Annotated in this window: 16 protein-coding genes; all 16 read left to right on the forward strand. The window is 45.1% G+C overall.

Annotated features, from left to right (window positions below; translation table 11 throughout):
• Positions 1 to 19 precede the first annotated feature (19 nt).
• The 16 genes from ilvB (at position 20) to dprA (ending at position 24,291) form a co-directional block, all read left to right on the forward strand.
• Positions 20 to 1,693 carry a biosynthetic-type acetolactate synthase large subunit gene (gene ilvB, locus DWX57_RS01635; protein WP_120122921.1) on the forward strand — a complete coding sequence of 558 codons (1,674 nt, stop codon included), beginning with the start codon at positions 20 to 22 and terminating at the stop codon, positions 1,691 to 1,693.
• Positions 1,694 to 2,209: 516 nt separating this feature from the next.
• Positions 2,210 to 3,292 (forward strand): 3-phosphoserine/phosphohydroxythreonine transaminase, encoded by a 1,083-nt coding sequence (serC, locus tag DWX57_RS01640; RefSeq protein WP_120122922.1) that lies wholly within the window; start codon positions 2,210 to 2,212, stop codon positions 3,290 to 3,292.
• Between the two features lie 30 nt (positions 3,293 to 3,322).
• Positions 3,323 to 4,489, forward strand: coding sequence for a phosphoglycerate dehydrogenase (locus DWX57_RS01645; RefSeq protein ID WP_015533538.1), 1,167 nt, complete (start codon positions 3,323 to 3,325; stop codon positions 4,487 to 4,489).
• A gap of 26 nt (positions 4,490 to 4,515) precedes the next feature.
• Positions 4,516 to 5,607 carry an aspartate-semialdehyde dehydrogenase gene (gene asd, locus DWX57_RS01650; protein ID WP_015533537.1) on the forward strand — a complete coding sequence of 364 codons (1,092 nt, stop codon included), beginning with the start codon at positions 4,516 to 4,518 and terminating at the stop codon, positions 5,605 to 5,607.
• 221 nt (positions 5,608 to 5,828) lie between these two features.
• Positions 5,829 to 10,088 (forward strand): Ig-like domain-containing protein, encoded by a 4,260-nt coding sequence (locus tag DWX57_RS01655; RefSeq protein WP_118649231.1) that lies wholly within the window; start codon positions 5,829 to 5,831, stop codon positions 10,086 to 10,088.
• Positions 10,089 to 10,280: 192 nt separating this feature from the next.
• The gene (locus DWX57_RS01660) at positions 10,281 to 10,847 is read left to right on the forward strand and encodes an AAA family ATPase (RefSeq protein ID WP_015533536.1); all 567 of its coding nucleotides are present in this window, start codon (positions 10,281 to 10,283) and stop codon (positions 10,845 to 10,847) included.
• Positions 10,848 to 10,888: 41 nt separating this feature from the next.
• Positions 10,889 to 12,124, forward strand: coding sequence for a DUF1015 domain-containing protein (locus DWX57_RS01665; RefSeq protein WP_118016800.1), 1,236 nt, complete (start codon positions 10,889 to 10,891; stop codon positions 12,122 to 12,124).
• Between the two features lie 19 nt (positions 12,125 to 12,143).
• Positions 12,144 to 14,027, forward strand: coding sequence for a GlgB N-terminal domain-containing protein (locus tag DWX57_RS01670; protein WP_118016665.1), 1,884 nt, complete (start codon positions 12,144 to 12,146; stop codon positions 14,025 to 14,027).
• 15 nt (positions 14,028 to 14,042) lie between these two features.
• The gene (locus tag DWX57_RS01675; RefSeq protein WP_117548774.1) at positions 14,043 to 14,954 is read left to right on the forward strand and encodes a mechanosensitive ion channel family protein; all 912 of its coding nucleotides are present in this window, start codon (positions 14,043 to 14,045) and stop codon (positions 14,952 to 14,954) included.
• Between the two features lie 134 nt (positions 14,955 to 15,088).
• Positions 15,089 to 16,243, forward strand: coding sequence for a CobW family GTP-binding protein (locus tag DWX57_RS01680; protein ID WP_120122923.1), 1,155 nt, complete (start codon positions 15,089 to 15,091; stop codon positions 16,241 to 16,243).
• A 28-nt stretch (positions 16,244 to 16,271) separates the two neighbouring features.
• On the forward strand, positions 16,272 to 17,234 hold the full coding sequence (locus DWX57_RS01685) for a TIGR03943 family putative permease subunit (protein WP_022216087.1): 963 nt from the start codon (positions 16,272 to 16,274) through the stop codon (positions 17,232 to 17,234).
• Between the two features lie 180 nt (positions 17,235 to 17,414).
• The gene (locus DWX57_RS01690) at positions 17,415 to 19,724 is read left to right on the forward strand and encodes a hypothetical protein (RefSeq protein ID WP_120122924.1); all 2,310 of its coding nucleotides are present in this window, start codon (positions 17,415 to 17,417) and stop codon (positions 19,722 to 19,724) included.
• Positions 19,724 to 20,689, forward strand: a complete 966-nt coding sequence (locus DWX57_RS01695) for an ABC transporter ATP-binding protein (RefSeq protein WP_117548777.1) — start codon at positions 19,724 to 19,726, stop codon at positions 20,687 to 20,689. The genes DWX57_RS01690 and DWX57_RS01695 overlap by 1 nt, the downstream gene beginning before the upstream one ends.
• Entirely contained in the window at positions 20,667 to 21,557 is an 891-nt protein-coding gene (locus tag DWX57_RS01700) for an ABC transporter permease (protein WP_117548778.1), read from the forward strand. Before DWX57_RS01695 ends, DWX57_RS01700 begins: the two co-directional genes overlap by 23 nt.
• A 120-nt stretch (positions 21,558 to 21,677) precedes the next feature.
• Complete coding sequence (locus DWX57_RS01705) at positions 21,678 to 23,210, forward strand: YifB family Mg chelatase-like AAA ATPase (protein WP_055279882.1); 1,533 nt, start codon at positions 21,678 to 21,680, stop codon at positions 23,208 to 23,210.
• Between the two features lies 1 nt (position 23,211).
• The gene (dprA, locus tag DWX57_RS01710) at positions 23,212 to 24,291 is read left to right on the forward strand and encodes a DNA-processing protein DprA (protein WP_118757639.1); all 1,080 of its coding nucleotides are present in this window, start codon (positions 23,212 to 23,214) and stop codon (positions 24,289 to 24,291) included.
• Positions 24,292 to 24,322: the final 31 nt, after the last annotated feature.

A 24,322-nucleotide genomic window follows, 5' to 3' on the forward strand; every position in this document is an offset into this window, starting at 1 on the left:
GGGAAAAGGAGAAAGTAAGATGTCAAAGATATCAGGTTCTGAAATTGTTATAGAGTGCCTTAAAGAACAGGGCGTTGACACCGTGTTCGGTTATCCGGGAGGAACTATCCTCAACGTATATGATGCCCTCTACAAGCACCAGGATGAGATCAACCATGTGCTCACATCACATGAGCAGGGGGCTGCCCATGCGGCAGATGGATATGCCAGAGCTACAGGCAAGGTCGGAGTATGTATGGCCACATCAGGTCCGGGTGCCACCAACCTTGTAACAGGTATAGCTACAGCATACATGGATTCCATTCCTGTTGTGGCAATAACAGCAAATGTAGGTGTAAATATGCTCGGTAAGGACAGCTTCCAGGAGGTAGACATTGCAGGTGTCGTTATGCCTATCACCAAGCACAGCTTTATCGTGAAGCACATAGATGATCTTGCACCGACCATCAGACGTGCGTTCAAGATCGCAAAGAGCGGCAGACCTGGCCCGGTGCTTGTGGATATAACAAAGGATGTAACCGCAGCGGAGACAGAGTATATACCAGAGACACCGGAGGTCATCGAGAGAAAGACAGACACCATCCGCGAGGAGGATGTGAACAAAGTCCTTGAGATGATCAAGGTTTCACGAAGACCATTTATCATGGCAGGTGGTGGATGTATCATCTCTGACGCATCAGCAGAGCTTGCAGAATTTGCAGATAAGGTGGATGCACCAGTGTGCGATACACTTATGGGCAAGGGCGCATTTGACGGAAGAAGCGAGAGATATACAGGCATGATCGGTATGCACGGAACAAAGGTGTCCAACCTCGGTGTGTCAAGGGCAGATCTTGTGATCGTTGTTGGTGCCAGATTCTCAGACCGAGTTATCGGAAATGCATCCAAGTTCGCGCCAAATGCAAAGATCATACATATAGATATAGATGCAGCTGAGATAGACAAGAACATCCCTACAAATGCCAGCATAGTCGGCGACGCAAAGGAGGTCCTGAAGCTCCTCAACAGCAAGCTTGCCGCCCAGTCCAACAAGACATGGATGTCTGAGATCGAAGACCTCAAGAAGCAGAATCCTGACGTGTACAGCTTTGACACACTGAACGGACCTGCAGCTATCAAGAAAATCTACGAGCTTACAGAGGGTGATGCGATCATCACAACAGATGTCGGACAGCATCAGATGTGGGCAGCCCAGAACTATACATTCAAGGAGCCTAGGACATTCCTGTCATCAGGCGGACTTGGAACCATGGGTTACGGTGTTGGTGCAGCTATCGGAGCAAAGTACGGCAGACCTGATAAGACAGTCATCAACATAGCCGGTGACGGATGCTTCAGAATGAATCTGAACGAGATAGCAACAGCTGCGAGATACAACGTGCCTATCATCCAGGTAGTCCTGAACAACCACGTACTTGGAATGGTAAGACAGTGGCAGACACTGTTCTATGACCACAGATATTCCAACACCGTGCTTGACGATTCGGTAGATTTCGTCAAGGTAGCAGAGGGACTTGGTGCCATGGGAATCAGAGCCAACACCCTTGATGAGTTCGAGGCAGCAATGAAGACAGCCATGACAGCAGGCAGACCTGTGGTAATAGATGTAACAATAGCGGGAGACGACAAGGTATGGCCAATGGTAGCTCCGGGAGCAGCCATCGACACCTGTTTCTCAGAGGACGATATGTAATATATACGCCGACACAAGATGAAAAGGCACCATATTTGTGTGCATACATACATAAATATGGTGTCTTTATATATAATCCCCACTTGCCGACAGGCGAAAAGAGTGCTATAGTACAGGGATATAAGCGACAAACAAGTTTATTCACTTGAAAATATAAGATTTTAAGACAAAAAACTTGACAATCGCAAGCGGGATACACCAAAAGAACAAATATAAGTCAGAATTTTCACATAAATGGGAACGAAGGACATTTTTGTTAAGTAAAATATCTCGCACACATTTAATTAAGTCACAACAGATGATTTTGCCTTGAGCGAAGAACAAGATTGGAAATTGCTGTATTCCTTTCGCAGGGCATTTGAGGTCGCCGGTACTTGGCGATACAAAGTGAGCCTTAGTACCGCTGCAGACCGAAACGAGCGAGAGCGTCCCCAGAAAGGAATACAAGTATTGACAATCTGTTCGTCAGGAAGGAAAAATCATCGTCACAACTAAAAAGAAGGAGAGATAACAAAAATGGCAAGAGTGTACAACTTTTCAGCAGGCCCTTCAGTTCTTCCTGAGGTGGTATTAAAAGAGGCAGCAGAAGAAATGCTTGATTACAAGGGAACAGGCATGAGCGTAATGGAGATGAGCCATCGATCTAAAGCCTTCGACAATATCATCAAAGAGGCAGAGAAGGATCTCAGAGATCTCATGAACATACCTGACAACTACAAGGTGCTTTTCCTTCAGGGAGGAGCTTCTCAGCAGTTCGCAGCAATTCCAATGAATCTCATGAAGAATGGCGTGGCTGACTACATCATCACAGGTCAGTGGGCAAAGAAAGCATACGAAGAAGCAAAGAAATATGGAAAGGCAGTTGCAGTTGCATCATCAGCAGACAAGACTTTCTCATATATCCCAGACTGTTCAGATCTTCCGATCGATGACGATGCTGATTATGTTTACATTTGTCATAACAATACTATATATGGAACAACATACCACACACTTCCTAACACAAAGGGCAAGATACTCGTTGCAGATATGTCATCAGACATTCTCTCACAGCCTGTAAATGTTGAGGATTACGGTATGATCTACTTCGGAGTTCAGAAGAACGTTGGTCCTGCAGGCGTAGTAGTGGCTATCATCCGTGAGGATCTTATCAGAGATGACGTAATGCCATTTACACCAACCATGCTCAAGTACAAGACTCAGGCAGATGCAGACTCACTCTACAACACACCTCCATGCTACGGCATCTATATCTGTGGCAAGGTATTCAAGTGGGTTAAGGAGATGGGCGGCCTTGAGGCTATGAAGGCTCACAACGAGAAGAAGGCCAAGATCCTCTATGATTTCCTCGACAGCTCAGAGCTCTTCAAGGGAACTGTAGTAAAGGAAGACCGTTCACTCATGAACGTACCATTTGTAACTGGTGACGCAGACCTTGATGCAAAGTTCGTCAATGAGGCTACAGAGGCTGGATTTGTCAACCTCAAGGGTCACAGAACAGTAGGTGGTATGAGAGCATCTATCTACAACGCAATGCCTATCGAGGGTGTTGAGAAGCTTGTAGAGTTCATGAAGAAGTTCGAGGCAGAGAACAAGTAATATATAGTAACAGAAAAGGGAGAAAAAGACATGTCAGTAAAGATTAATTGCTTAAACCCTATCGCCAAGTGCGGTATGGAGCTTTTACCTGATACATATGAAGTAACAGACAATTTCGCAGATGCAGATGCAGTTCTGGTCAGAAGTGCATCCATGCATGATCTTGAGCTGTCAGACAACCTTCTGGCAGTAGCCCGTGCAGGTGCAGGTGTCAACAACATTCCACTTGATAAGTGCGCTGAGAAGGGTATCGTAGTATTTAACACACCAGGAGCAAATGCAAATGGTGTTAAGGAGCTTGTAGTAGCAGCACTCCTCATGGCTTCAAGAGATCTCGTTGGCGGTTACAACTGGGTCAAGGACAATGCCGCTGAGGCAGATATCGCCAAGATGGTGGAGAAGCAGAAGAAGAACTACGCAGGCAATGAGATCCTTGGCAAGAAGCTCGGTGTAATCGGACTTGGTGCCATTGGAGCAAAGGTTGCAAATGTTGCGCTTAAGCTCGGCATGCAGGTATACGGATATGATCCATATGTGTCAGTAGATGCAGCATGGGGACTTTCAAAGGATGTAAAGCACATCACAAATGTAGAGGATATCTACAGAGACTGTGATTATATAACAGTTCATGTTCCAGCTCTTGACAGCACAAAGGGAATGATCAATGCAGATGCATTTGCACTGATGAAGGACGGCGTTAAGATCCTCAACTTCGCAAGAGACGTACTGGTCAACGATGAGGATATGAAGGCGGCACTCGACTCAGGCAAGGTTGCAAAGTATATGACAGACTTCCCTAACCCAGCTATAGCAGGTTACAAGAACGTGGTAGCATTCCCACATCTTGGAGCTTCAACAGCAGAGTCAGAGGACAATTGTGCAGTTATGGCTTGTAAGGAGATCAAGGCATACATCAACGATGGAAACATCAAGAACTCTGTAAACTATCCAAACGTAAACATGGGACAGTGCAGTGATGTAGCCAGAGTTACTATCTGCCACAAGAACATCCCTAACATGCTCACCCAGTTCACAGGAGTATTCTCCAAGAAGGGCGGCAATGTATCAGGAATGATCAGCAAGGCAAAGGGCGATTACGCATATTCTATCCTTGATATCGGTGTAGAGCCAACAGCAGACGACATCGCAGAACTCTCAGCAATCGAGGGAGTTGTTAAGGTAAGAGTCATAAAGTAATAAAAGATAAATAGGAGAGAAGAAAAATGAGTGACAAGTTAAAGGTAGGTATCCTTGGCGCAACAGGTATGGTAGGTCAGAGATTTATCTCACTTCTTGAGAACCATCCTTGGTTCGAGGTCGTTACAGTTGCAGCCAGCCCAAGAAGCGCAGGCAAGACATACGAAGAGGCAGTTGGTGACAGATGGAAGATGGATACACCGATGCCAGAGGCAGTTAAGAAGCTTGTAGTATACAATGTCAATGAGGTAGAGAAGGTTGCTGCCACAGTTGATTTTGTATTCTCAGCAGTAGATATGACAAAGGATGAGATCAAGGCTATAGAGGAGGCTTATGCCAAGACAGAGACTCCTGTAGTTTCAAACAACTCAGCTCACAGATGGACTCCTGATGTTCCTATGATGGTTCCAGAGATCAATGCAGACCATGCAGAGGTTATCGAGTTCCAGAAGAAGAGACTTGGAACAGAGAGAGGATTTGTTGCAGTTAAGCCTAACTGCTCAATCCAGAGTTACGCACCTGTACTTACAGCATGGATGCCATTTGAGCCATACGAGGTTATCGTAAGCACATATCAGGCAATCTCAGGAGCAGGTAAGACATTCAAGGATTGGCCTGAGATGCTTGGCAACATCATCCCATATATCGGTGGTGAGGAAGAGAAGTCAGAGAAGGAGCCACTCAGAATCTGGGGTAAGGTAGACAAGGAGAATGGTGTGATCGTTCCGGCAGAGGGAATCACTATCACAAGCCAGTGTATCAGAGTCCCAGTTCTCAACGGACATACAGCAACTGTATTCGTAAAGTTCAGAAAGAACCCTACGAAGGAGCAGCTTATCGAGGCTATGACAAGCTTCAAGGGCGCGCCTCAGGAGCTTGGTCTTCCAAGTGCACCAAAGCAGTTTATCCAGTACCTTGAGGAGGACAACAGACCACAGGTTGCTCTGGACGTTGACTTCGAGAAAGGTATGGGTATCAGCGTTGGACGTCTCCGTGAGGATTCAGTATATGACTGGAAGTTCGTTGGCCTTTCACACAACACTGTAAGAGGTGCTGCAGGTGGTGCAGTTCTCTGTGCAGAGCTTCTGAAGGCTAAGGGATATATCACAAAGAAGTAATAAATTATATGGATATTTGAAGTGTCTGTGCTAACAATATCATAAAGATTTGCCGGGATAATGTTGCTGCTATGAATTGAACATGTTCCGGCAATTTTTTTGTTTTGCATGGCGTTATATTATGCAGTATTATTGATAACATTATGTTGACATTGCACAAACAGGTATACTAAAATTAGATTAATTGTAAATAAACCATGAATTACTAAGGGAGGTATTTTATGAGAAAAGGGAAGAGATGGCTGGCAGCGGCTGTGAGTGCAGCGATGATTGTCCAGTCACTGGCCAGTGTTGGCCCGGTTTATGCAGCGGATGATGGCGTATCCATAGCTGACACGTTTACGGATTCGTCGTTTAGAAGCTATGTGTCGAGTAATTTCGATACAGACAGTAATGGTTATCTGTCAGATGCGGAGATCTCGAATGTAACATCTATAGATGTTTCGAAGTGTTCTCCTGCTATATCAAGTTTGAATGGCGTAGAATTGTTCACCAATCTGTCAAAGCTGGATTGTAATGAGCAGTCTATAAGGAATCTTGATATAGAGAATCTTGAGAATCTTGAATATATAGATGTCTCAAGTAACAGAATAGACAGTCTGACATTGCCGGTAAGTGCAGAGAAACTTACATATCTTGATATAAGTGGAAACAAGATCACAAGCCTTACATCTCTGGCTGATTACAATAATCTTGTACTGCTCAATGCCAATTCAACAAACCTTTCATCGATAGATGTCAGCAATATGAAGGGGCTTAAGGTGCTTGGCGTAAGTGGAACCACCATATCAACACTTGATCTTGGCTCAAACATGGAGCTTACAACACTTTATTGTGACAGCATGCGTTCACTGCCTGTCCTTGATGTGTCAGGTCATGAGAAGCTTAAGAATCTTTATTGTGCTGGAGCAAAGAGCGACAGTGGAGTTGTTGTTCGTTCGTCAATTACCAAGCTTGACGTATCCGGTGATATAGTCCTTGGTTCGCTTGATTGTTCAAATAGCTATGTGGCTGAGCTGAACATAGACAATACCCCGGCGCTTACAACACTTGATTGTTCTAACACGAGACTTACATCAATAGATGTGTCAAAGAACACAAGTCTTAGCTACCTTGATGTCAGCAGCAATGTTCTGGGTGCGGTGGATTTTACTGCGAATACAGCACTTAGAGAGCTTTATGTCAAGGATACTGGCATAAATAAGCTTGATGTATCTACTCTCACCAATCTGGTTAATCTTGACGCATCATCAAATTCTCTTGCAGAGCTTGATATAGCATCAAACAGTTTATTGGAGAAGCTTTATATTTCAGACAATAATATCCAGGGTATAAAGCTTGATGGTCATCCTGACCTTAAAGAACTTGAGATTGACAACAACAATCTTGTGGCCATAGATATATCAGTGTGTCCTAAACTTTATGGCGATGATGGTGTGTTCAGTTGCAGTGGGAATAGCAGGGATATAACACTTGATACTACGAACTATGATTATGATTTTAGCGATTTTTCAAAAGTCTATGGTTTGCATAAGGCGTGGTATGACTATGAACTTCCTGTTGCTGTAGATAACAACGGCAAGCCTTTAACGGATGATAATGGGGTTGAAATTCATAAACGAAACAGGAATACTACAGGATACGCAGGAATACAGGGCATAGATGCCAGCAATGAGGCGTCATCCGTGACTGGAGGACAGCTTGATGGATATATATTTACAGCGGAGCCGGATGCGGAGAAGATTACATACAATTACTATACAGGAGCAGGAATGGGGAAGGTCAAGTTCACACTCAACATTCTTAACCCGCTCAAGGTCACAGTATGGTATACAACTGATGGAAATGTTGTAAAGTCAGACAGTTCTACACTCAGCTTCAGAGTTGGTGATACGACTACACTTACAGCTACGGATGACGAAAAGAATCCACACAAGAACATAACATGGAGTTCGTCAAATGAAAGAGTTGCACAGATAGACAGGGAGACAGGAGAACTGACCTGTGTTTCGGCGGGAACAGCTCAGATTAACATTCTGCTGAATGATCGTGCTATAGGATATGTGAATATGGAGTGTCACAAGCCTGTTACCGGACTTTATCTTGTAGATCAGAACGAGAAGGATGATGCAGGCAACCAGATAACATACGAGAATGGCGCAGTCATCAACATGGACTGTGGAACATATCCAAGAAATGGCTCTAAGAAGCTGGATGTAAAGTGTGTTACCGAGGATGGTCTTGCGTCCAAAGAGATATCAGGATTCACTTGTAAGGTGACTGATGCGTATGGCAAAGAAAACAATAAGGTTTTGTCGTTTAATACATCAAGTAAGACTATAACAACAAGAGGTGCAGGAATCGCATTCCTTCATTTTACATCAACTGATAATCCTGATGTAGAGACAGTAATTCAGGTAAATGTTGAACAGAGAGTAAACAGCGTGACACTTTCACAGTCTAGAATGACGATCATTGCAGGTGGAAGCAGTAATCTCGTTGCTACGGTTTCTCCAAATACTGCAGTGGAGCAGAGCGTTGTATGGTCATCATCAAATGAGAGCATTGCTACGGTCGATGCCGAGGGAAATGTGAAGGCAGTCAATCCGGGAGAAGCTGATATCATATGTACATCTGTTGATACTGAGCAGGTGTACGGCAAGTGTCATGTGACTGTACAGCCGCCTGTAAAAGGTTTGACTCTCAATATGAACAGTGCAGAATTGCTGCTCGGAGCAGATACGGAAAGCAGAACAGTATCACTTGAGGCTGTTATCGATGCGGATGATGCAAGTATTTACAAGAATTTGAAGTGGACATCGTCAGATACAAATGTTGCTTCGGTGTCATATAGTTCAACAGATAAGACAAAGGCTACAGTTACTGCCAGATCAGCAGGAACTGCTGTTATCAGATTTTCAATTTCAGATGATGAGTATGTGGATTGCAACATTACAGTAAAGCAGAGAGTTACAAGCCTTAGAATAAACAGAGACAAGACAACAATATATGCTGGTGATACACTGCAGGTAACAAGCACTGCATCCCCTGCAACTGCATCGAATCAGGAAGTCATCTGGGCATCATCAGACGAGAGTGTTGCAAGCATTGACAAGGATGGTTTGATAACAGCCCTCGACAGAGGAACCACAGTTATCACAGCTACAGCAGTTGATGGAAGTGAGAAAACAACATCATTCACTCTTACAGTAAAGAAGTATGTAAGTGCTATAACACTTGACAAGGAGAAGCTCACTCTGTATGTGGGTGAACGAGGAACTGTTAAGCAGACCGTACTTCCAGAAGATGCAAATGACAGAAATGTTATATGGCAGTCAAGTGATCCGGGTGTTGCAACAGTATCAAACGGAACAATAACAGGTGTTAAAGCCGGAACAACAACAATAACATGTACTGCAAGAGATGGAAGTGGAGTATCAAAAACATGTGAAGTTACAGTAGTCCAGCAGATATCATCAATAGTATTGGGTGAGAGCACTAAGACTGTGAATGTAGGTGATAAGTTTACCCCGAATGTGACTCTCAATCCGGAGAATGCTTCAAAAACAGAGCTGAAGTGGACAAGCTCGAGTGAAGCAGTAGCATCTGTAGATCAGAATGGAGAGGTAACAGCAAAATCCCGTGGTACAGCGACAATCACATGCGAGGCTGTCGAAGGCATTGAAGGAAGAAAGGCCAAGGCAGCTCTCAGACTTACAGTTAACCAGCCGGTTACAGGAATAAAACTTAATCAGACAAAACTGAATCTGTTTGTGGGTAAACAGGGCAGAATAACATCGACTGTAGCTCCTGCTAACGCAAATAACAGAAATGTTGAGTGGACAACTTCTAACAGCAAGGTAGCAACAGTAAACAATGGTACGATCAAAGCAGTATCAAAGGGAACAGCAGTTATCACATGTAAGGCTAAGGATGGAAGCGGCAAGCTTGCAAAGTGTACTGTTACGGTTTCACAGCCTGTAACATCCATCAAGCTCAATGCAACAAACAAGACTATCAAGAAGGGTGCTACATTCACACTCAAGGCAACTGTAGGTCCTGCAGCGGCAAACAATAAGGCGGTTACATGGTCATCATCGAACACCAAGGTTGCAACAGTTTCGTCAACAGGAGTTGTCAAGGCTGTTAGAAAGGGTTCGGCAGTTATCACATGTAAATCAAAGGACGGAAGCAATATTACTGCCAAGTGTACAATCAATTCAGTTATTATGGTTTCTTCGATCAAGTTAAACAAGAAGACAGCAACCATAAAGAGAAAGGGAAAGATAACACTCAGGGCAACAGTAGGTCCTGCAACTGCAAACAACAAGGCAGTTATCTGGGTTTCTTCAAATAAGAAGATAGCTACCGTAACAACAAGTGGAACAGTAGTAGGTAAGAAGAAGGGCCGTGTGGTAATTAAATGTAAGGCTAAGGATGGCAGTGGTAAGTACGCAAAGTGTACAATCATAGTAAAATAAAATATAACAACATATAGTTGGAATATATGATCTTAATCGTCAGGCCTGCAAAACAGGTCTGACGGTTTTTTACGTATATTGTTCTTTGCTGTTCTTTATTTTTATTTAACGTTAAAAAATGTTGTAAGCAAATAGCAATTGTGATAAACTATTAGAAAAATTGATTTCATTTACATGGAGGCATTTATAGATATGAAGAAGCTTATTTTAGTTACATCACCACCAGCATGTGGAAAGACATTTATTTCAAAGCAGGTTGCAAAGGCACTTCACAATTGTGTATACCTTGACAAGGATACACTTATCGTGCTTTCAAAGCAGATATTTGTGGTTGCCGGACAGGAGTACAACCGTTCATCAGATTTCTTCCAGAAGGAGATCAGAGATTACGAGTATTACTGTGTGCTGGATCTTGCATTTGAGGCATTGGATTACAATGATACAGTTCTCATCAATGCTCCGTTTACAGAGGAGATCAGAGATGATGAGTATCTTGACAATCTTCGCGCTAAGCTTGCAGAGAAAGATGCAGAGCTCTTCGTTATCTGGGTAAATACAAGAAAAGATGTATGTCATGAGAGAATGATCAAGAGAGCTTCAGACAGGGATACATGGAAGCTTGAGCACTGGGATGAGTACATCAACAGCCAGAACTTTAATCCGCCTACAAACATCAAGGATCTCTTCATATTCGAGAACTCATCAGAGGAGGAATATGAGGATTCGATCAAAAAGGTTGTCAAGGCTGTGAGAGGTTAATTGGCACATACAATAAAATATTTATGACAGGAGTAGAGAATATGGCAACAATCAGAAGTTTTAGAGCCTATAGACCGAGACCAGATGTTGCAGGCAGAGTAGCTGCCTTGCCATACGATGTGTATAACCGTCAGGAAGCAGAGATAGAGGTCAAGCGCGAACCATTATCATTTTTGAAAGTGGACAGAGCAGAGACATCCTTTGGACCAGATGTGGATACATATGCTCCATGTGTATATGATAAGGCTGGTCAGCTGCTTCAGGGCATGATAGATGATGGAACATATATCATGGAGCGCAGACCAGTCTATTATATTTATGAGCTTATCATGGATGGCCGGCATCAGACAGGACTCGTGGCATGTTCTTCTATAGATGACTATATGAATGGAGTCATCAAGAAGCATGAGAATACCAGAGAGGACAAGGAGATAGACAGAATAAAGCATGTCGAGGCATGCGGAGCGCAGACGGGACCTATATTCCTTGCGTACAGAGAGATAGATAAGGTTGACGAGATCATCGATAGAGTGAAGAAGGGTGATAAGTTGTACGGCTTCACATCACCTGACGGGATCACTCACAACGTATGGATAATAGATGGCCAGGAAGATATAGACACTATCAGAGCTGCATTTGAAGGAGTGGACGATATCTATATAGCGGATGGACACCACAGGGCGGCATCGGCCGTCAAGGCGGGAATCCATATGAGAGAGAAGAATCCGGGATATACCGGGGATGAGGAATTCAATTATTTCCTCTCTGTACTTTTCCCTCATGACCAGCTTATGATCATGCCGTACAACAGAGTGGTAAAGGATCTCAACGGACATGACAAGCAGGAATTCATGGATGAGGTTTCAAAGATATTTGATGTGACAGCCAGTGATGTTCCGGTGGAACCACAGGTCAAAGGACAGGTGGGAATGTACATGGATGGAAGCTGGTACAGACTGGATGTCAGAGAAGGTATTGTTCCGGATGATGTCGTGGGCAGACTTGACGTATCGGTACTTCAGGACAATGTGCTTGCACCGATACTTGGAATACAGGATCCGAGAACTGATCAGAGGATCATGTTCGTAGGTGGAATCAGAGGACTTGCAGAGCTTGAGCGTCTGGTGAATGGAGGAATGGCGGTTGCATTCTCGATGTATCCGACATCCATCACTGAACTGTTCGACATTGCAGATGCGGGACTTCTCATGCCTCCAAAGTCAACGTGGTTTGAGCCAAAGCTCAGAAGCGGAATATTTATACACAAGATAGACTAACATTAGGAGAAGGGGTTTTATGGAGATATTTGTATTGAAATCAGATGAGGTTGCAGCGATAACAAGGGGTACGCATGGCAACCCTCATCATATTCTTGGTATGCACCAGTGTCTTAATGACTGCTATGTAAATGCATACCTTCCGAGGGCTACGGCTGCGTTTGTTCTCAGGATAAATGAAGAAACGGGCGAGCCGATATTTAAATATCCTATGACCGAGATAGGTTCACAGGGATTTTTTACAGTGAAGATCGAGGATAGCGGGGCATTTGCATATAAGCTCATAACAGAAGGCGAGCAGGCGGCTGAATTCTATGATCCGTATTCATTCGGATACAGCGTGGATCCGGTCAATGTCATGAAGGTGGTAAATGGAGACGATGGAATATTGTCGGATTTCCATGTAAAGGATCTGTTTGGAGCAAGACAGATCACGCTCGATGGTGTACAGGGTGTATCGTTCTGCATGAATATGCCGGGGGCAACCAGGGTCAGTGTGGTAGGAGATTTCAACGGATGGGATGGACGCGTGAATCCTATGAGAAGGATTGACTACACTGATATGTTTGAGCTGTTCATTCCGGGCGATCTCATGAATACCAGATACAAATTCGAGGCATTATACAGAGATGGAAATACAGATATATTTGCAGACCCTTACGCTGAGGTTTATGAGGTGGCACCGGGAAATGCGTCGGTACTTGCAAAGCTTGAGTATAGCTGGTCAGACTCTTCATATATGAAGAAGAGAGGCAGTGTATCTGCCCCGGTAAATATATATGAGGTCCACATGCCGACATGGAAGAGAAACTCAGATGGATATCCTCTTAACTATCTCGAATTTGGCAAAGAGGCTGCCATGTACGTGAAGAATATGGGATACAACTACATACAGTTTATGCCACTTATGGAATATAGAGATGACAATGGCTGGGGTTATGATACCGTGGGAATGTTCGCTCCGACATCGAGATTTGGATCACCTACGGAGTTCATGGCCATGGTCGATCATTTCCACAGCAAGGGGATAGGCGTTATCATGGATATGGTATCTGTGAGGGATGTGGATTGTATCGCATATTGGATAGATACATATCATCTGGACGGAGTAAGGCTGGAGGATGAGGAGCTTATCAGAGCGCTGAGAACAAACCTCGGTACTGCAGGTGATGATGTTATGACAGATCTCAGGTGGAATAATGAGGCTGTGTCCAGAGTGACAGATTTCATGATGATACCTCCTGTGAACAGAGGAAGCTTTACGGATTATACATGTGGTATACCATTTGATGAGAAGGATGATACCGTATGGGCGCTCAGCCATGATGAGGTTGCATATGAGCGTGGAAGTTACGCATCCAAGATGTCGGGTGGCTATGAGGACAAGTATGCTGATCTCAGACTTCTGTTTGGTCTCACCATGTCACTACCGGGAAGAAAGCTGACGTTTATGGGACAGGAATTAGGCGGATTTGCCGGGTTTGACGGAAGAACCCAGATCGACTGGTCGGTTCTTGAGTTCGATGCAAACAGCTATTTTCAGAAATATATAAAGGAACTCAACAAATTATACGATACAAAGAATGCTCTGTGCGGTGATGGCAGGGACCTTGCCGGCAGTGCACTTGATATACAGGAGAAGGGACAGGTAATATCATTTGTAAGACATGGTTTGGATGTCGCAGATGATGTGTATATTGTCTGCAACTTCGGACTTAAAAATGTGACAGGATATAAGCTTCCGGTTGAGACGGATGGAAAGTACAGAGAGATCTTCTCAAGTGATAACCTGAAATATGGAGGCGAGGGCAACAATAACAAAGGATATGAGACTGCTGCGGATGGCGTGATAGAAGTGAGTGCTCCTGCACTGTCATTTGCAGTGTTTGCCCATGTAAAATAGGAGGAATAGACATTTATGCTATTGATTGGTGATCTGTATAACATGGCGGCTGATACTGCGACCACAGAGAGTGTGGTCGGGGATGCTGTGAAGGAGGCAACGGATCAGGTGAGCATCATAGGACAATATATCCAGAAGCTTACAGACTGGTGCATGTCCAAGCTGGGCAGTATAGTAGTGGCGGTCATATTCATGGTTGTCTGCTTCAAGCTGGTGAAACTTCTGCTCAAGATACTCAGGAAGAGCTTCGAGAGATCAAAGCTTGATCCGAGTGTTGCAGGATTTTTCATATCGGCGGTCAAGATCGTCATGAATGTTTTGATCGTGCTCACTGCGGCGAGTATCGTGGGATTTCAGATCACATCATTCATAACCATACTCGGTACAGCAGGCGTTACCCTTGGACTTGCACTCCAGGGAAGTCTGTCAAATCTTGCGGGCGGGCTGCTGATACTCATACTGAAGCCATTCAGGGTCGGAGATTATATAGTGGAGAACAATACCCACTGTGAGGGAACAGTAGTGTCCATAGATATATTCTATACAAGACTTATAACCCTCGACAACAAATCAGTCGTCATACCGAATGGTAACATATCCAATACATCCCTTGTGAATGTGACTGAGCACGATATGAGGAGAGTGGAGATACCATTTTCCGTTGCGTATGACTCCGATATGGAGAAGGTCAAGAGAGTCACACTTGAGACCATAAAGGATGTTGACGGTTTCCTTAAGGATGAGCAGGTTCTCTTCTATATAGATGAATTTGCTGACAGCGGTATCAATATGTATGTGAAGTTCTATGCGACGATAGAGAAGTTCTTCGATGCCAAATGGGATGCCATGTGGAAGCTCAAGAAGGCATTTGACGAGAACGGCATAGAGATTCCGTTCAATCAGGTGGATGTGCACATGAGACAATAGTTCATTAACACACATAAAATGCTTGATTTCTTGCAAAAATAAAGGCAATCGAGTATAATCATGTGGATGTAGGTATCAAAGACTGTGTATTTACTGCACAGTCTTAATATAAATTTGTTTAAGGAGTGATTGATATGACAAAGATTGATATTATCTCAGGCTTCCTTGGGGCTGGTAAGACAACGTTGATCAAGAAACTTATTGAGCAGGCATTTAAGGGCGAGAAGCTGGTTCTCATAGAGAACGAGTTTGGTGAGATAGGAATCGATGGCGGTTTCCTGAAGGATGCCGGCGTTCAGATCACAGAGATGAACTCAGGTTGTATCTGTTGTTCACTGGTCGGAGATTTTGGTACTGCACTCAAGCAGGTTATCACAGATTACACGCCTGACAGGATCATCATTGAGCCGTCAGGAGTTGGTAAGCTGTCTGATGTTATCAAGGCAGTAAAGGATGTATCAGGCAATCTTGATGTTGAGCTCGACAGCTACACAACAGTTGCCGATGTGTCAAAGGTTAAGATTTATATGAAGAACTTTGGCGAGTTCTTCAACAACCAGATCGAGAGTGCGAACACTATCATCCTGAGCAGAACACAGACTACTACACAGGACAAGATAGAGAAGGCTGTAGCCATGATCAGAGAGAAGAACGATCATGCAACCATCATCACAACTCCATGGGATGAGATCGATGGAGCAGCCATCAGAGAGGCTATGCAGAACTACAAGTCTCTTGAGGAGACAATGATGGATGAGGCTAAGAAGGGACATGATCATGACCACGACCACGGCGATGAGTGCATATGTGGCTGTCACGACCATGACCATCATCACGACCATGATGACGACCATGAGCATCATCACGACCACGATGAGCACGAGCATCACCACGATCACGACGAGCACGAGCATCACCACGACCACGATGACCACGATCATCATCATGATCACGACCATGGCGATGAGTGTACATGTGGCTGCCATGACCATGATCACCACCATCATCATGCAGATGAGGTATTTACAAGCTGGGGCAAGGAGACACCACACAAGTACAATGAGGACAAGCTCAGAGAGATCCTTGACACTCTGGCTGACACAGAGAAGTACGGTGTTATCCTCAGAGCAAAGGGTATCGTTCCTAGCGATGCAGGTGAGTGGCTGTACTTTGATCTTGTACCAGGCGAGTTCGAGATCAGAAAGGGCAAGGCTGACATCACTGGTAAGCTTTGCGTAATAGGAAGCAAGCTTAAGGAGGACGACCTTGCAGAATTGTTCGAGGTTTAAGCAGGTTGTTCTATGATAAGGAGTTAATATGATGGGACGTCAGAATAAAGAGATACCTGTATATGTGTTCATGGGATTCCTTGAGAGTGGCAAGACAACATTTGCCAAGGAGACCCTGATGGACAGAGGCTTTACGGGTGGAGCCAAGACCCTTCTTCTCGTCTGCGAGGACGGAGAGGAGGAGTACGATCTTGAGGCTCTGAAGAAGGCTAATATATATACAGAGTTCATAGAGGAAGATCAGCTCACCACAGACCATCTCCTTGACCTTCAGGACAAATACAATCCGGAACAGGTCATGATCGAGTACAATGGTATGTGGAAGCTCGATAAGATATTTGAGATAAGGGTTCCAAAGGGATGGACGGTTGTCCAGGTTATCTCATTTGTGAATGCGGAGACATACGATGTGTACTCACAGAACATGAAGGCAACCATGGTTGAGCAGTTCAACAGTGCGGATATGGTCATCTTCAACAGATGTGATGAGAATTCCAAGATTCCTGAGTGGAGAAGATCCATCAAGGCGGTGAACAGAAGAGCACAGATCATCTTTGAGATGAAAGATGGCTCCATTGCACCTGAGACAAATGAACCTGAGGATCTGCCATACGATGTGAGCGCAGATGTGATAGAACTGCCGGATGACGATTTCGGTATCTGGTATGTGGATGCATCTGACATGAAAGAGAGATACGACGGCAAGAAGATCCACTTCAAGGCCATGGTGTTTAGACCTAAGCAGTACGGCAGCAATGCATTTGTTCCTGGAAGATTCGCCATGACATGCTGTGTTGAGGATATCCAGTTTGTCGGATTCAAGTGCTATTATCAGGGTGCTAAGAATCTTGTGGACAGACAGTGGGTTGATGTCACAGCCAAGATAGGCTACGAGTATTACCCAGATTTTGAAGGTGAAGGACCTGTTCTCACAGCAGAGAAGGTCACGCTCACAAGTGCGCCTGATGAAGAGGTAGTATATTTCAGTTAAGAGTTGAGCAGCTCCCTGAATACATGATATTTGATGTATCCGGGGAGCTTTTTTTGCGCGGCCGGAGAATGCCGGAAGAGCTTTGACGTGTCCTTACGAAAGTGTAAGTTGCGTTATTTACCGGCAGAATTTATTATAAGTTTAGTGTAAAAAATAAAGTCAAATTGGAAGGAAAGACTTATGATCAGATCGGCGAAACTTGCGTGTGGCGGTGCGGTTGCACTTATGCTGCTTGGAGGTATGATCTGTCCAGCTATGGCGGAAACGAACACAGATAGTGCATATGGACGGGTTGAACAGAGGATAATTGAAAATAACCCTGATTTTGATATACAGCTAAAGTATGGACTCAATGGATATGCGGTAAATGACAGAGGCAGTGTTATCAGGCTGGATATTGTGTGTGACACAGATTTTGCGGGAAATGTGTCTGTACAGACGAGCTATTCCGAAGGCTTTGGCACGAAGAATATGACATATGCCAGAGATGTGGAATTAAAGGCAGGAGAAAATACAGAGCTGGAATTCTGTGTCGATAATATGGGCTCCGGCATAGCAAAGGTTGAGATCAAGGACAGTGACGGAGAGCTGGTGTACTCAGAGCGGGATTCACTGAGTATAGAGGGCAATGATATGGTAGTTGCGGTGGGCGTGATGAGTGACAGACAGGATGCCATGTCTTATATAGAGGATGTCTCCATGGACAATGTGTATGATAATGCAAAGGTAGAGACTGTTGCATTATCACCCTCAGACATTCCTGAGTCCGAGGAGGGACTGGAGGCTATAGAGTACCTGTTGGTGGATGATTATGATCTGTCGGGATTGTCAGAGAAGCAGAGTGCTGCCATAAAACAATGGGTGTACAGTGGTGGAGCTATGATACTGGCCAAGTCGTCAGATGAAAATGAACTCAGCAGCTTTGACGGCGATTTTGTCTCCGCTGTGAATGACACACAGAAGGTTCATGAGCTGGACGGCTCAGATGGGTCCTATCTGAATATGGGATATGGCAGGATAGTGGTGCTCCCGTATTCGCTTGCACAGACGGATGAGAAGGATAAGACTGCCCAGGCGCAGGCTGCTCTGGAGGCAGGCTTTACGGATATGACACAGAAATGGATCGATGGAGGCTGGTATTATGGTGGCACATATTATGGATATGATGTGGCAAATGCAGCCAACAAGAGAAGCACCCCGTCACCTGTTGTCATTATGCTCGTGCTGATCATATATATCATTGTGTGTGGTCCTGTGGCGTACATCGTCCTCAGCAGGCTCAAAAAGAAGGAGCTCATATGGGGAGTTATCCCGGTATGTGCAATTATCGGTACAGGTGCCATATATATGGTAAGCCTCAAGTACAGAGTTACAAAGCCTATCGGACTTACATTTGTGGCTGCGGATATAAGCGGTGATACCAAGCGGGAGGATGCATATTCATATATAATAGGCGGCAGATCAGGCCAATACAAGATAGACATCAACAGCAAATATTCCAACATCGAGATGGATGATTCCATGGGATCCAGCTTTTATGACAATCTCAATGCGGTAAAAAATGATGGAAAAGATGGCGTTACACTGAATTATTACAGCAATCGTTCATTTGGCACTATATCAGCTAATGCAAGCTTTGCTGGAAGCAACGATATTGGAAGGATTCGGAAGAATTTGACATTATATACAGATGGCTTTGAGGGGACATTGACAAATGACACCTCGTACGATGTGGAGAATCTTGTGGTCATGTCCGAGGGATATTATTACGTTGCTGATGTCCTGAGAGCGGGAGATACCATACGGATAAGCAGGAAGAATACCCACAAATTTGACGGCGGCTCCATACTTGACGGAATGAGATCATATTACACGAAGAAGTATGGTGAGGATTATTTCGGAGATGATGAATCGTCGGCGGAATGGTCCAGAAATTATTACATGCAGCTCCGGCTTGCCCAGTACAGTAGACTCGCTGCAGATGACGGCGTTGTGGCTGTGTGGGGAACCATACAGCGGGATCCGGATATGGTGAGTGATGCCGATACGGAAAATTATGGCAGCTATATGGTATACGACATAGATACCCTTAAATATGAGGATGTGGATGGAGTTTATTATTACAGCATTTATGACAGGGATGAGAATGGAATCGGCGGATCAGATTATGGTGATGACGATCTGTTGATGTATTCTGAAACCGTGGACGTTAACATCAGATTTGGCAAGAATGATGATATAACGGAACTGATATACGATAAGACCCAGGCGGGAAGCGGCAAGAACAAGGTCGTAGTGCAGATGCTAAACAGAGAGACCGGCGAATATGACACGGTATTTGCCGATGGACAGACGATCATAAAGGGGCAGGAACTTGACAAATATATGTCGGACGGATGCCTGGCTATGAGATTTATATCTCCTCAGCAGGGAGATTATTATGTGGACAGTTACCTTCCACATATCAGTGCGAGGGGAGGTGTCCGGTAATGGTTGATATAGAAGAACTCACCAAGAGATATGGAAAGTTTGTTGCGCTCGATCATATGAACCTTCATATTGATAAGGGCGAGATATTCGGATTTGTCGGACCAAATGGTGCCGGTAAGACGACAACCATGAGGATCATGTGCGGACTCCTTAAAGCCACATCGGGAAAGGTCACCATAGACGGTGTAGACGCACTTGGCAGACCTGCGGATGTGAAACGGAAGATAGGATATGTTCCTGACTTTTTCGGTGTGTACGACAATCTGAAGGTCATGGAGTACATGGATTTTTATGGCTCCATGTACGGCATGAGCAAGCGGGAAGTGGAGAAGGTCGCAGATAAATATCTGGAGCTTGTCGCCATTCAGGATAAAAAGGACGAGTTCGTCGACAGCCTTTCAAGAGGTATGAAGCAGAGACTTTGTGTAGCAAGAGCGCTCATACATGATCCCGAGCTTCTGGTGCTCGATGAGCCGAGTTCGGGTCTGGATCCAAGGTCAAGACATGATATGAAGAATATACTGCGTGATCTGAAGGAGATGGGCAAGACCATCGTGATAAGCTCGCATATTCTGCCGGAGCTTTCAGAGATGTGTACGAGTATAGGTGTCATAGACCACGGAAAGATAGTGGCCAGCGGAAGCGTGGATGAGATTGTAAATGGTGATAAGAACATGCCTCCTGTAAGGATAAAGGGATATATGTTGGGACTTGATGCGGAGGCCTCAGCCAACAGGATATCTGTCATTGTGAAGGAAAGATTCAATGTGGATCGCATAAGTATACAAGATGGAGAAATTCTTGTCTATTATTCAGGCACGAGGGAGTCTGACGCCGAGCTTCTCAGAAGTCTTGTGGACAACGGTGTGCACGTTCATCAGTTTTTCAGGGAGAAGGAAGATCTGGAATCCCTGTTCCTTAAGATTACGGGAGGTGAGAATCGTGGCGCGAAGAACAATTATTAATCCCATATTGAAGAAGGATATTCTGGTAAATGCGAGAAGTGCCAGAATGGTCGTGACGATAACAGTCATCAACTGCCTGTTTGCGCTGGTTGTCGGAATGCTCTTCATGACGAGCAGAGGCTCAGCATATCAGGTATATTATTCAAATATTGCACAGATGTTTCCTGTGCTTGCGGTGTGTGAGCTGTGCATAATAGGACTCATAGTTCCGATAATCACATCCACCTCGATATCCGGTGAGAGGGAGAGACAGACGCTTGAGATCATGCTGACGACTCCGGTAAGACCTATATCGATAGTTGCCGGAAAGCTCCTGTCGGCAGTTGCCACCACGGCAATGTATGTCATAGCAACTCTTCCGTTTATGGCGGTTGCATTCATAGTTGGAGGAATGGGCTGGGACGAACTGTTCAAATACCTTGGAATGGTTCTCTTTATAGATATATACGTTGGTAGTATCGGAATATTTTACTCCTGCGTGAAGAGAACTTCTGTGTCGGCGGCCATATCAACCATAGTGACTATAGCCACTATTGTGTTTTTATCATGTGCGATAGGAAAAGTTTTTGAATCTATGATGTATATGTCGGACGGTTCAAGAAGCAGTTATGCTGCTTATATGATGGGAAAGGCAGTGTGCTATGCAGTCAATCCTGCCATATGGATAGCAGAAAATTTCGTCAGATTGCTCGAGGATGAATCTGTGGTGGAAACCATGACGGGATACGGTAAATACACGAATTTCGTGGTGGATCATATGGCCGTGATCTCCGTGTGTGTGAATCTCGCAGCATCATTTGTGCTGCTTAAGGTGGCTTCGGTGAAGCTGATTAAGGGCAGCAGAAAAAGGAAAAAGTCAAGGATATGATATTCCAAACAGGTATACAAAATGGAGTTTGACTTGTGTTTGATTATGGGATATCCTTTTTAGTGTAATATGTGCTCCGATGGAGAGGCTGCTCGGCAGAGCGGGAAGGAGCACTTGCTTATGTATAGTAAAGTATTAAGTGGACTTGTACAGGGAATCGACGGGACGCTCATATCAGTGGAGACGGATATACACGATGGGCTTCCCGTTATGAATATGGTCGGATACCTGTCCTCCTGCGTGAAGGAAGCAGGAGAACGGGTCCGGACTGCACTGCGCAATTCCGGTTTCAACATTCCTCCGAAGAGAATAACGATCAATCTCTTTCCGGCGGATATCAGAAAGGAAGGCACTGCCTTCGATCTGCCCATCGCAGCGGGTATGCTGGCGTCCATGGGCGTTATTCCAACAGACAATATAAAGAACATACTTATTCTTGGAGAGCTGGGGCTTGACGGACATGTGAATACGGTGAGCGGTGTGCTGTCCATAGTTCACTCTGCGTACAGCGAAGGTGTGAGGAGCTGTATAGTGCCGGCGGGGAATTCCAGGGAGGCCGCCATTATACGTGGGATGACTGTTATACCGGTCACAAGTATAGGAGAGCTGGTCGATCACTTGAGTGGTATACAGACCATAGAGCCTGAATATGTTGATGTAGAAGCCATGCTAGATACGTCAGGGGATGAAGCTGAAGTGGATTTCTCTGAGGTAATGGGGCATGAATCCCTTAAACGTGGAGTGGAGATAGCCGCGGCGGGAATGCACAACATACTCATGACAGGCCCCGCCGGGGCAGGCAAATCCATGATAGCCAGACGTATCCCGACGATACTTCCGAGACTCAGCCTTGAGGAGAGTATAGAGATAACGAAGGTGTACAGTGTGGCGGGGCTTCTGGATGAGTCCTGTCATATAATAAACCGCCGTCCATTCCGGGCACCTCATCATACGATATCCCTGCATGCCCTGTCCGGCGGCGGGCATAATCCGAGACCAGGAGAGATAAGTCTTGCACACGGTGGTGTGCTGTTTCTCGATGAGCTGCCGGAGTTTAACCGGAACGTGCTCGAGGTCATGAGACAGCCCCTTGAGGATGGTGAGGTCAGTATATCAAGGCTTGGTGGAATATACAGATTTCCTGCGGACTTCATGCTGGTTGCGGCGAGAAATCCATGCCCCTGCGGACAGTACCCGGATATGAACAGGTGTACATGCACGGTCAGGCAGATCAGAAATTATAATGCCAGGATAAGCAAGCCTCTGCTTGACAGGATAGATATAAATGTGGATGTTAGGAAGGTGGACTGCAGACAGTTATTTGGTGGCCGGACAGGGAAGAATTCAGCAGAAATGAGGGAGAGTGTGCTGAGAGCCCAGAGGATACAGAGTGAAAGGTTCAGCGGTGAAAATATACGGTTCAATTCCCAGATGGATTCGGCATTATGTAGTAAATATGTAGTGCTTGACGGCGAGGCAAAGAATTTCATGGAGGACTGTTTTGCTGATATGGATATGACTGCGAGAGGAGCATACAGGGTACTCAAGATAGCCAGGACTATTGCGGATCTCGATGGAGATCCTGAGGTCGGGATAAAACACCTGAGAGAAGCGGTGTTCTTCAGAAATGCGGACATTCAGGGAGGTGTGTGACATGACGGAGGAATTACTTTATCTCTGGTTTGGGATGATAAGCAGAATGACTCACACTGTGAAGATGAACGTTGCCATGAAATACGGAGGTATAAGAGGACTGTGGAACACTTCTGAGGAACAGCTTCGGGATGAACTCACACAGGCTCAGGCTGACGGATTCCTTGAACACAGGGATGCCGGGAAAGTTGCGGCATATGCAGAGGAGCTTCGAAGAAATGACATTACATATATTTATCCGGGACATAAGCTGTATCCCGGAAAGCTGTATGATATACCGGACCCCCCTATGCTTCTGTTTGCAGCAGGGGATGTGGATGTGCTGGCGGATCTGGACCCTGCGGTTGCGGTGGTAGGGGCAAGAAAGGCTTCTGTGTACGGAAGGGAAGCTGCCGACAGGCTGTCGGGGGAGCTTGCAGCATCAGGGGTTACTATAGTCAGTGGAATGGCACTGGGAATAGATGGTGCTGCGCACAGAGCTGCCATGAAGGCCGGAGGAAAGACTGTGGCTGTGCTCGGAAGTGGTATAAATGTTCCGTATCCGAGGGAGAACTATGATATATATCACGACATAAGAAATGGCGGCGGAGTAGTGCTGTCGGAATGTGGGCTTGACATAAGACCGGATGCTTTCAGATTCCCGTACAGGAACAGGATAATCAGTGGACTTTCGTCCGGTGTGCTCGTCGTTGAGGCGAGGGAAAAAAGCGGTTCTCTGATCACTGCGGACCAGGCGCTGGAGCAGGGGCGGGAAGTGTATGCTGTTCCCGGGAGGATCACGGATTCGGGCAGCAGAGGCTGTAACGGACTTATCAGAATGGGGGCGGTGTGTGTCACACAGGTGGAGGATATACTTGATGAAATGGGCATAAACCGAGCTGAATCAAAGGCGTTTAACAAAAATTTACTTGCGCCTGCAGAGAAAAAAGTGTATAGTTGTGTACGTTTGGAATCAAGGCATATAGATGATATATGCTTCGAGACTGGGATTTCAGTGTCTGAGGTGACTCAGATATTGTATGAATTAGAACAGAAAAGATTGATAAAACAGTTGGTAAGAAATTATTATGTCAGAGCCTGACCATGAAAATGAACACTGCCGGAAGATGCTC

It is taken from the genome of Coprococcus sp. AF19-8AC, from assembly GCF_003603115.1.
Lineage (GTDB): Bacteria > Bacillota > Clostridia > Lachnospirales > Lachnospiraceae > Coprococcus > Coprococcus aceti.

Excerpts from the sequence above, each read along its gene's own strand:
- serC (WP_120122922.1), top strand. The coding sequence starts at position 2,210 with ATGGCAAGAGTGTACAACTTTTCAGCAGGCCCTTCAGTTCTTCCTGAG.
- DWX57_RS01660 (WP_015533536.1), top strand. The coding sequence starts at position 10,281 with ATGAAGAAGCTTATTTTAGTTACATCACCACCAGCATGTGGAAAGACA.
- DWX57_RS01680 (WP_120122923.1), top strand. The coding sequence starts at position 15,089 with ATGACAAAGATTGATATTATCTCAGGCTTCCTTGGGGCTGGTAAGACA.
- DWX57_RS01675 (WP_117548774.1), top strand. The coding sequence starts at position 14,043 with ATGCTATTGATTGGTGATCTGTATAACATGGCGGCTGATACTGCGACC.
- DWX57_RS01705 (WP_055279882.1), top strand. The coding sequence starts at position 21,678 with ATGTATAGTAAAGTATTAAGTGGACTTGTACAGGGAATCGACGGGACG.
- DWX57_RS01670 (WP_118016665.1), top strand. The coding sequence starts at position 12,144 with ATGGAGATATTTGTATTGAAATCAGATGAGGTTGCAGCGATAACAAGG.
- DWX57_RS01690 (WP_120122924.1), top strand. The coding sequence starts at position 17,415 with ATGATCAGATCGGCGAAACTTGCGTGTGGCGGTGCGGTTGCACTTATG.
- DWX57_RS01655 (WP_118649231.1), top strand. The coding sequence starts at position 5,829 with ATGAGAAAAGGGAAGAGATGGCTGGCAGCGGCTGTGAGTGCAGCGATG.
- DWX57_RS01685 (WP_022216087.1), top strand. The coding sequence starts at position 16,272 with ATGATGGGACGTCAGAATAAAGAGATACCTGTATATGTGTTCATGGGA.
- DWX57_RS01695 (WP_117548777.1), top strand. The coding sequence starts at position 19,724 with ATGGTTGATATAGAAGAACTCACCAAGAGATATGGAAAGTTTGTTGCG.
- ilvB (WP_120122921.1), top strand. The coding sequence starts at position 20 with ATGTCAAAGATATCAGGTTCTGAAATTGTTATAGAGTGCCTTAAAGAA.
- DWX57_RS01665 (WP_118016800.1), top strand. The coding sequence starts at position 10,889 with ATGGCAACAATCAGAAGTTTTAGAGCCTATAGACCGAGACCAGATGTT.
- dprA (WP_118757639.1), top strand. The coding sequence starts at position 23,212 with ATGACGGAGGAATTACTTTATCTCTGGTTTGGGATGATAAGCAGAATG.
- DWX57_RS01645 (WP_015533538.1), top strand. The coding sequence starts at position 3,323 with ATGTCAGTAAAGATTAATTGCTTAAACCCTATCGCCAAGTGCGGTATG.
- asd (WP_015533537.1), top strand. The coding sequence starts at position 4,516 with ATGAGTGACAAGTTAAAGGTAGGTATCCTTGGCGCAACAGGTATGGTA.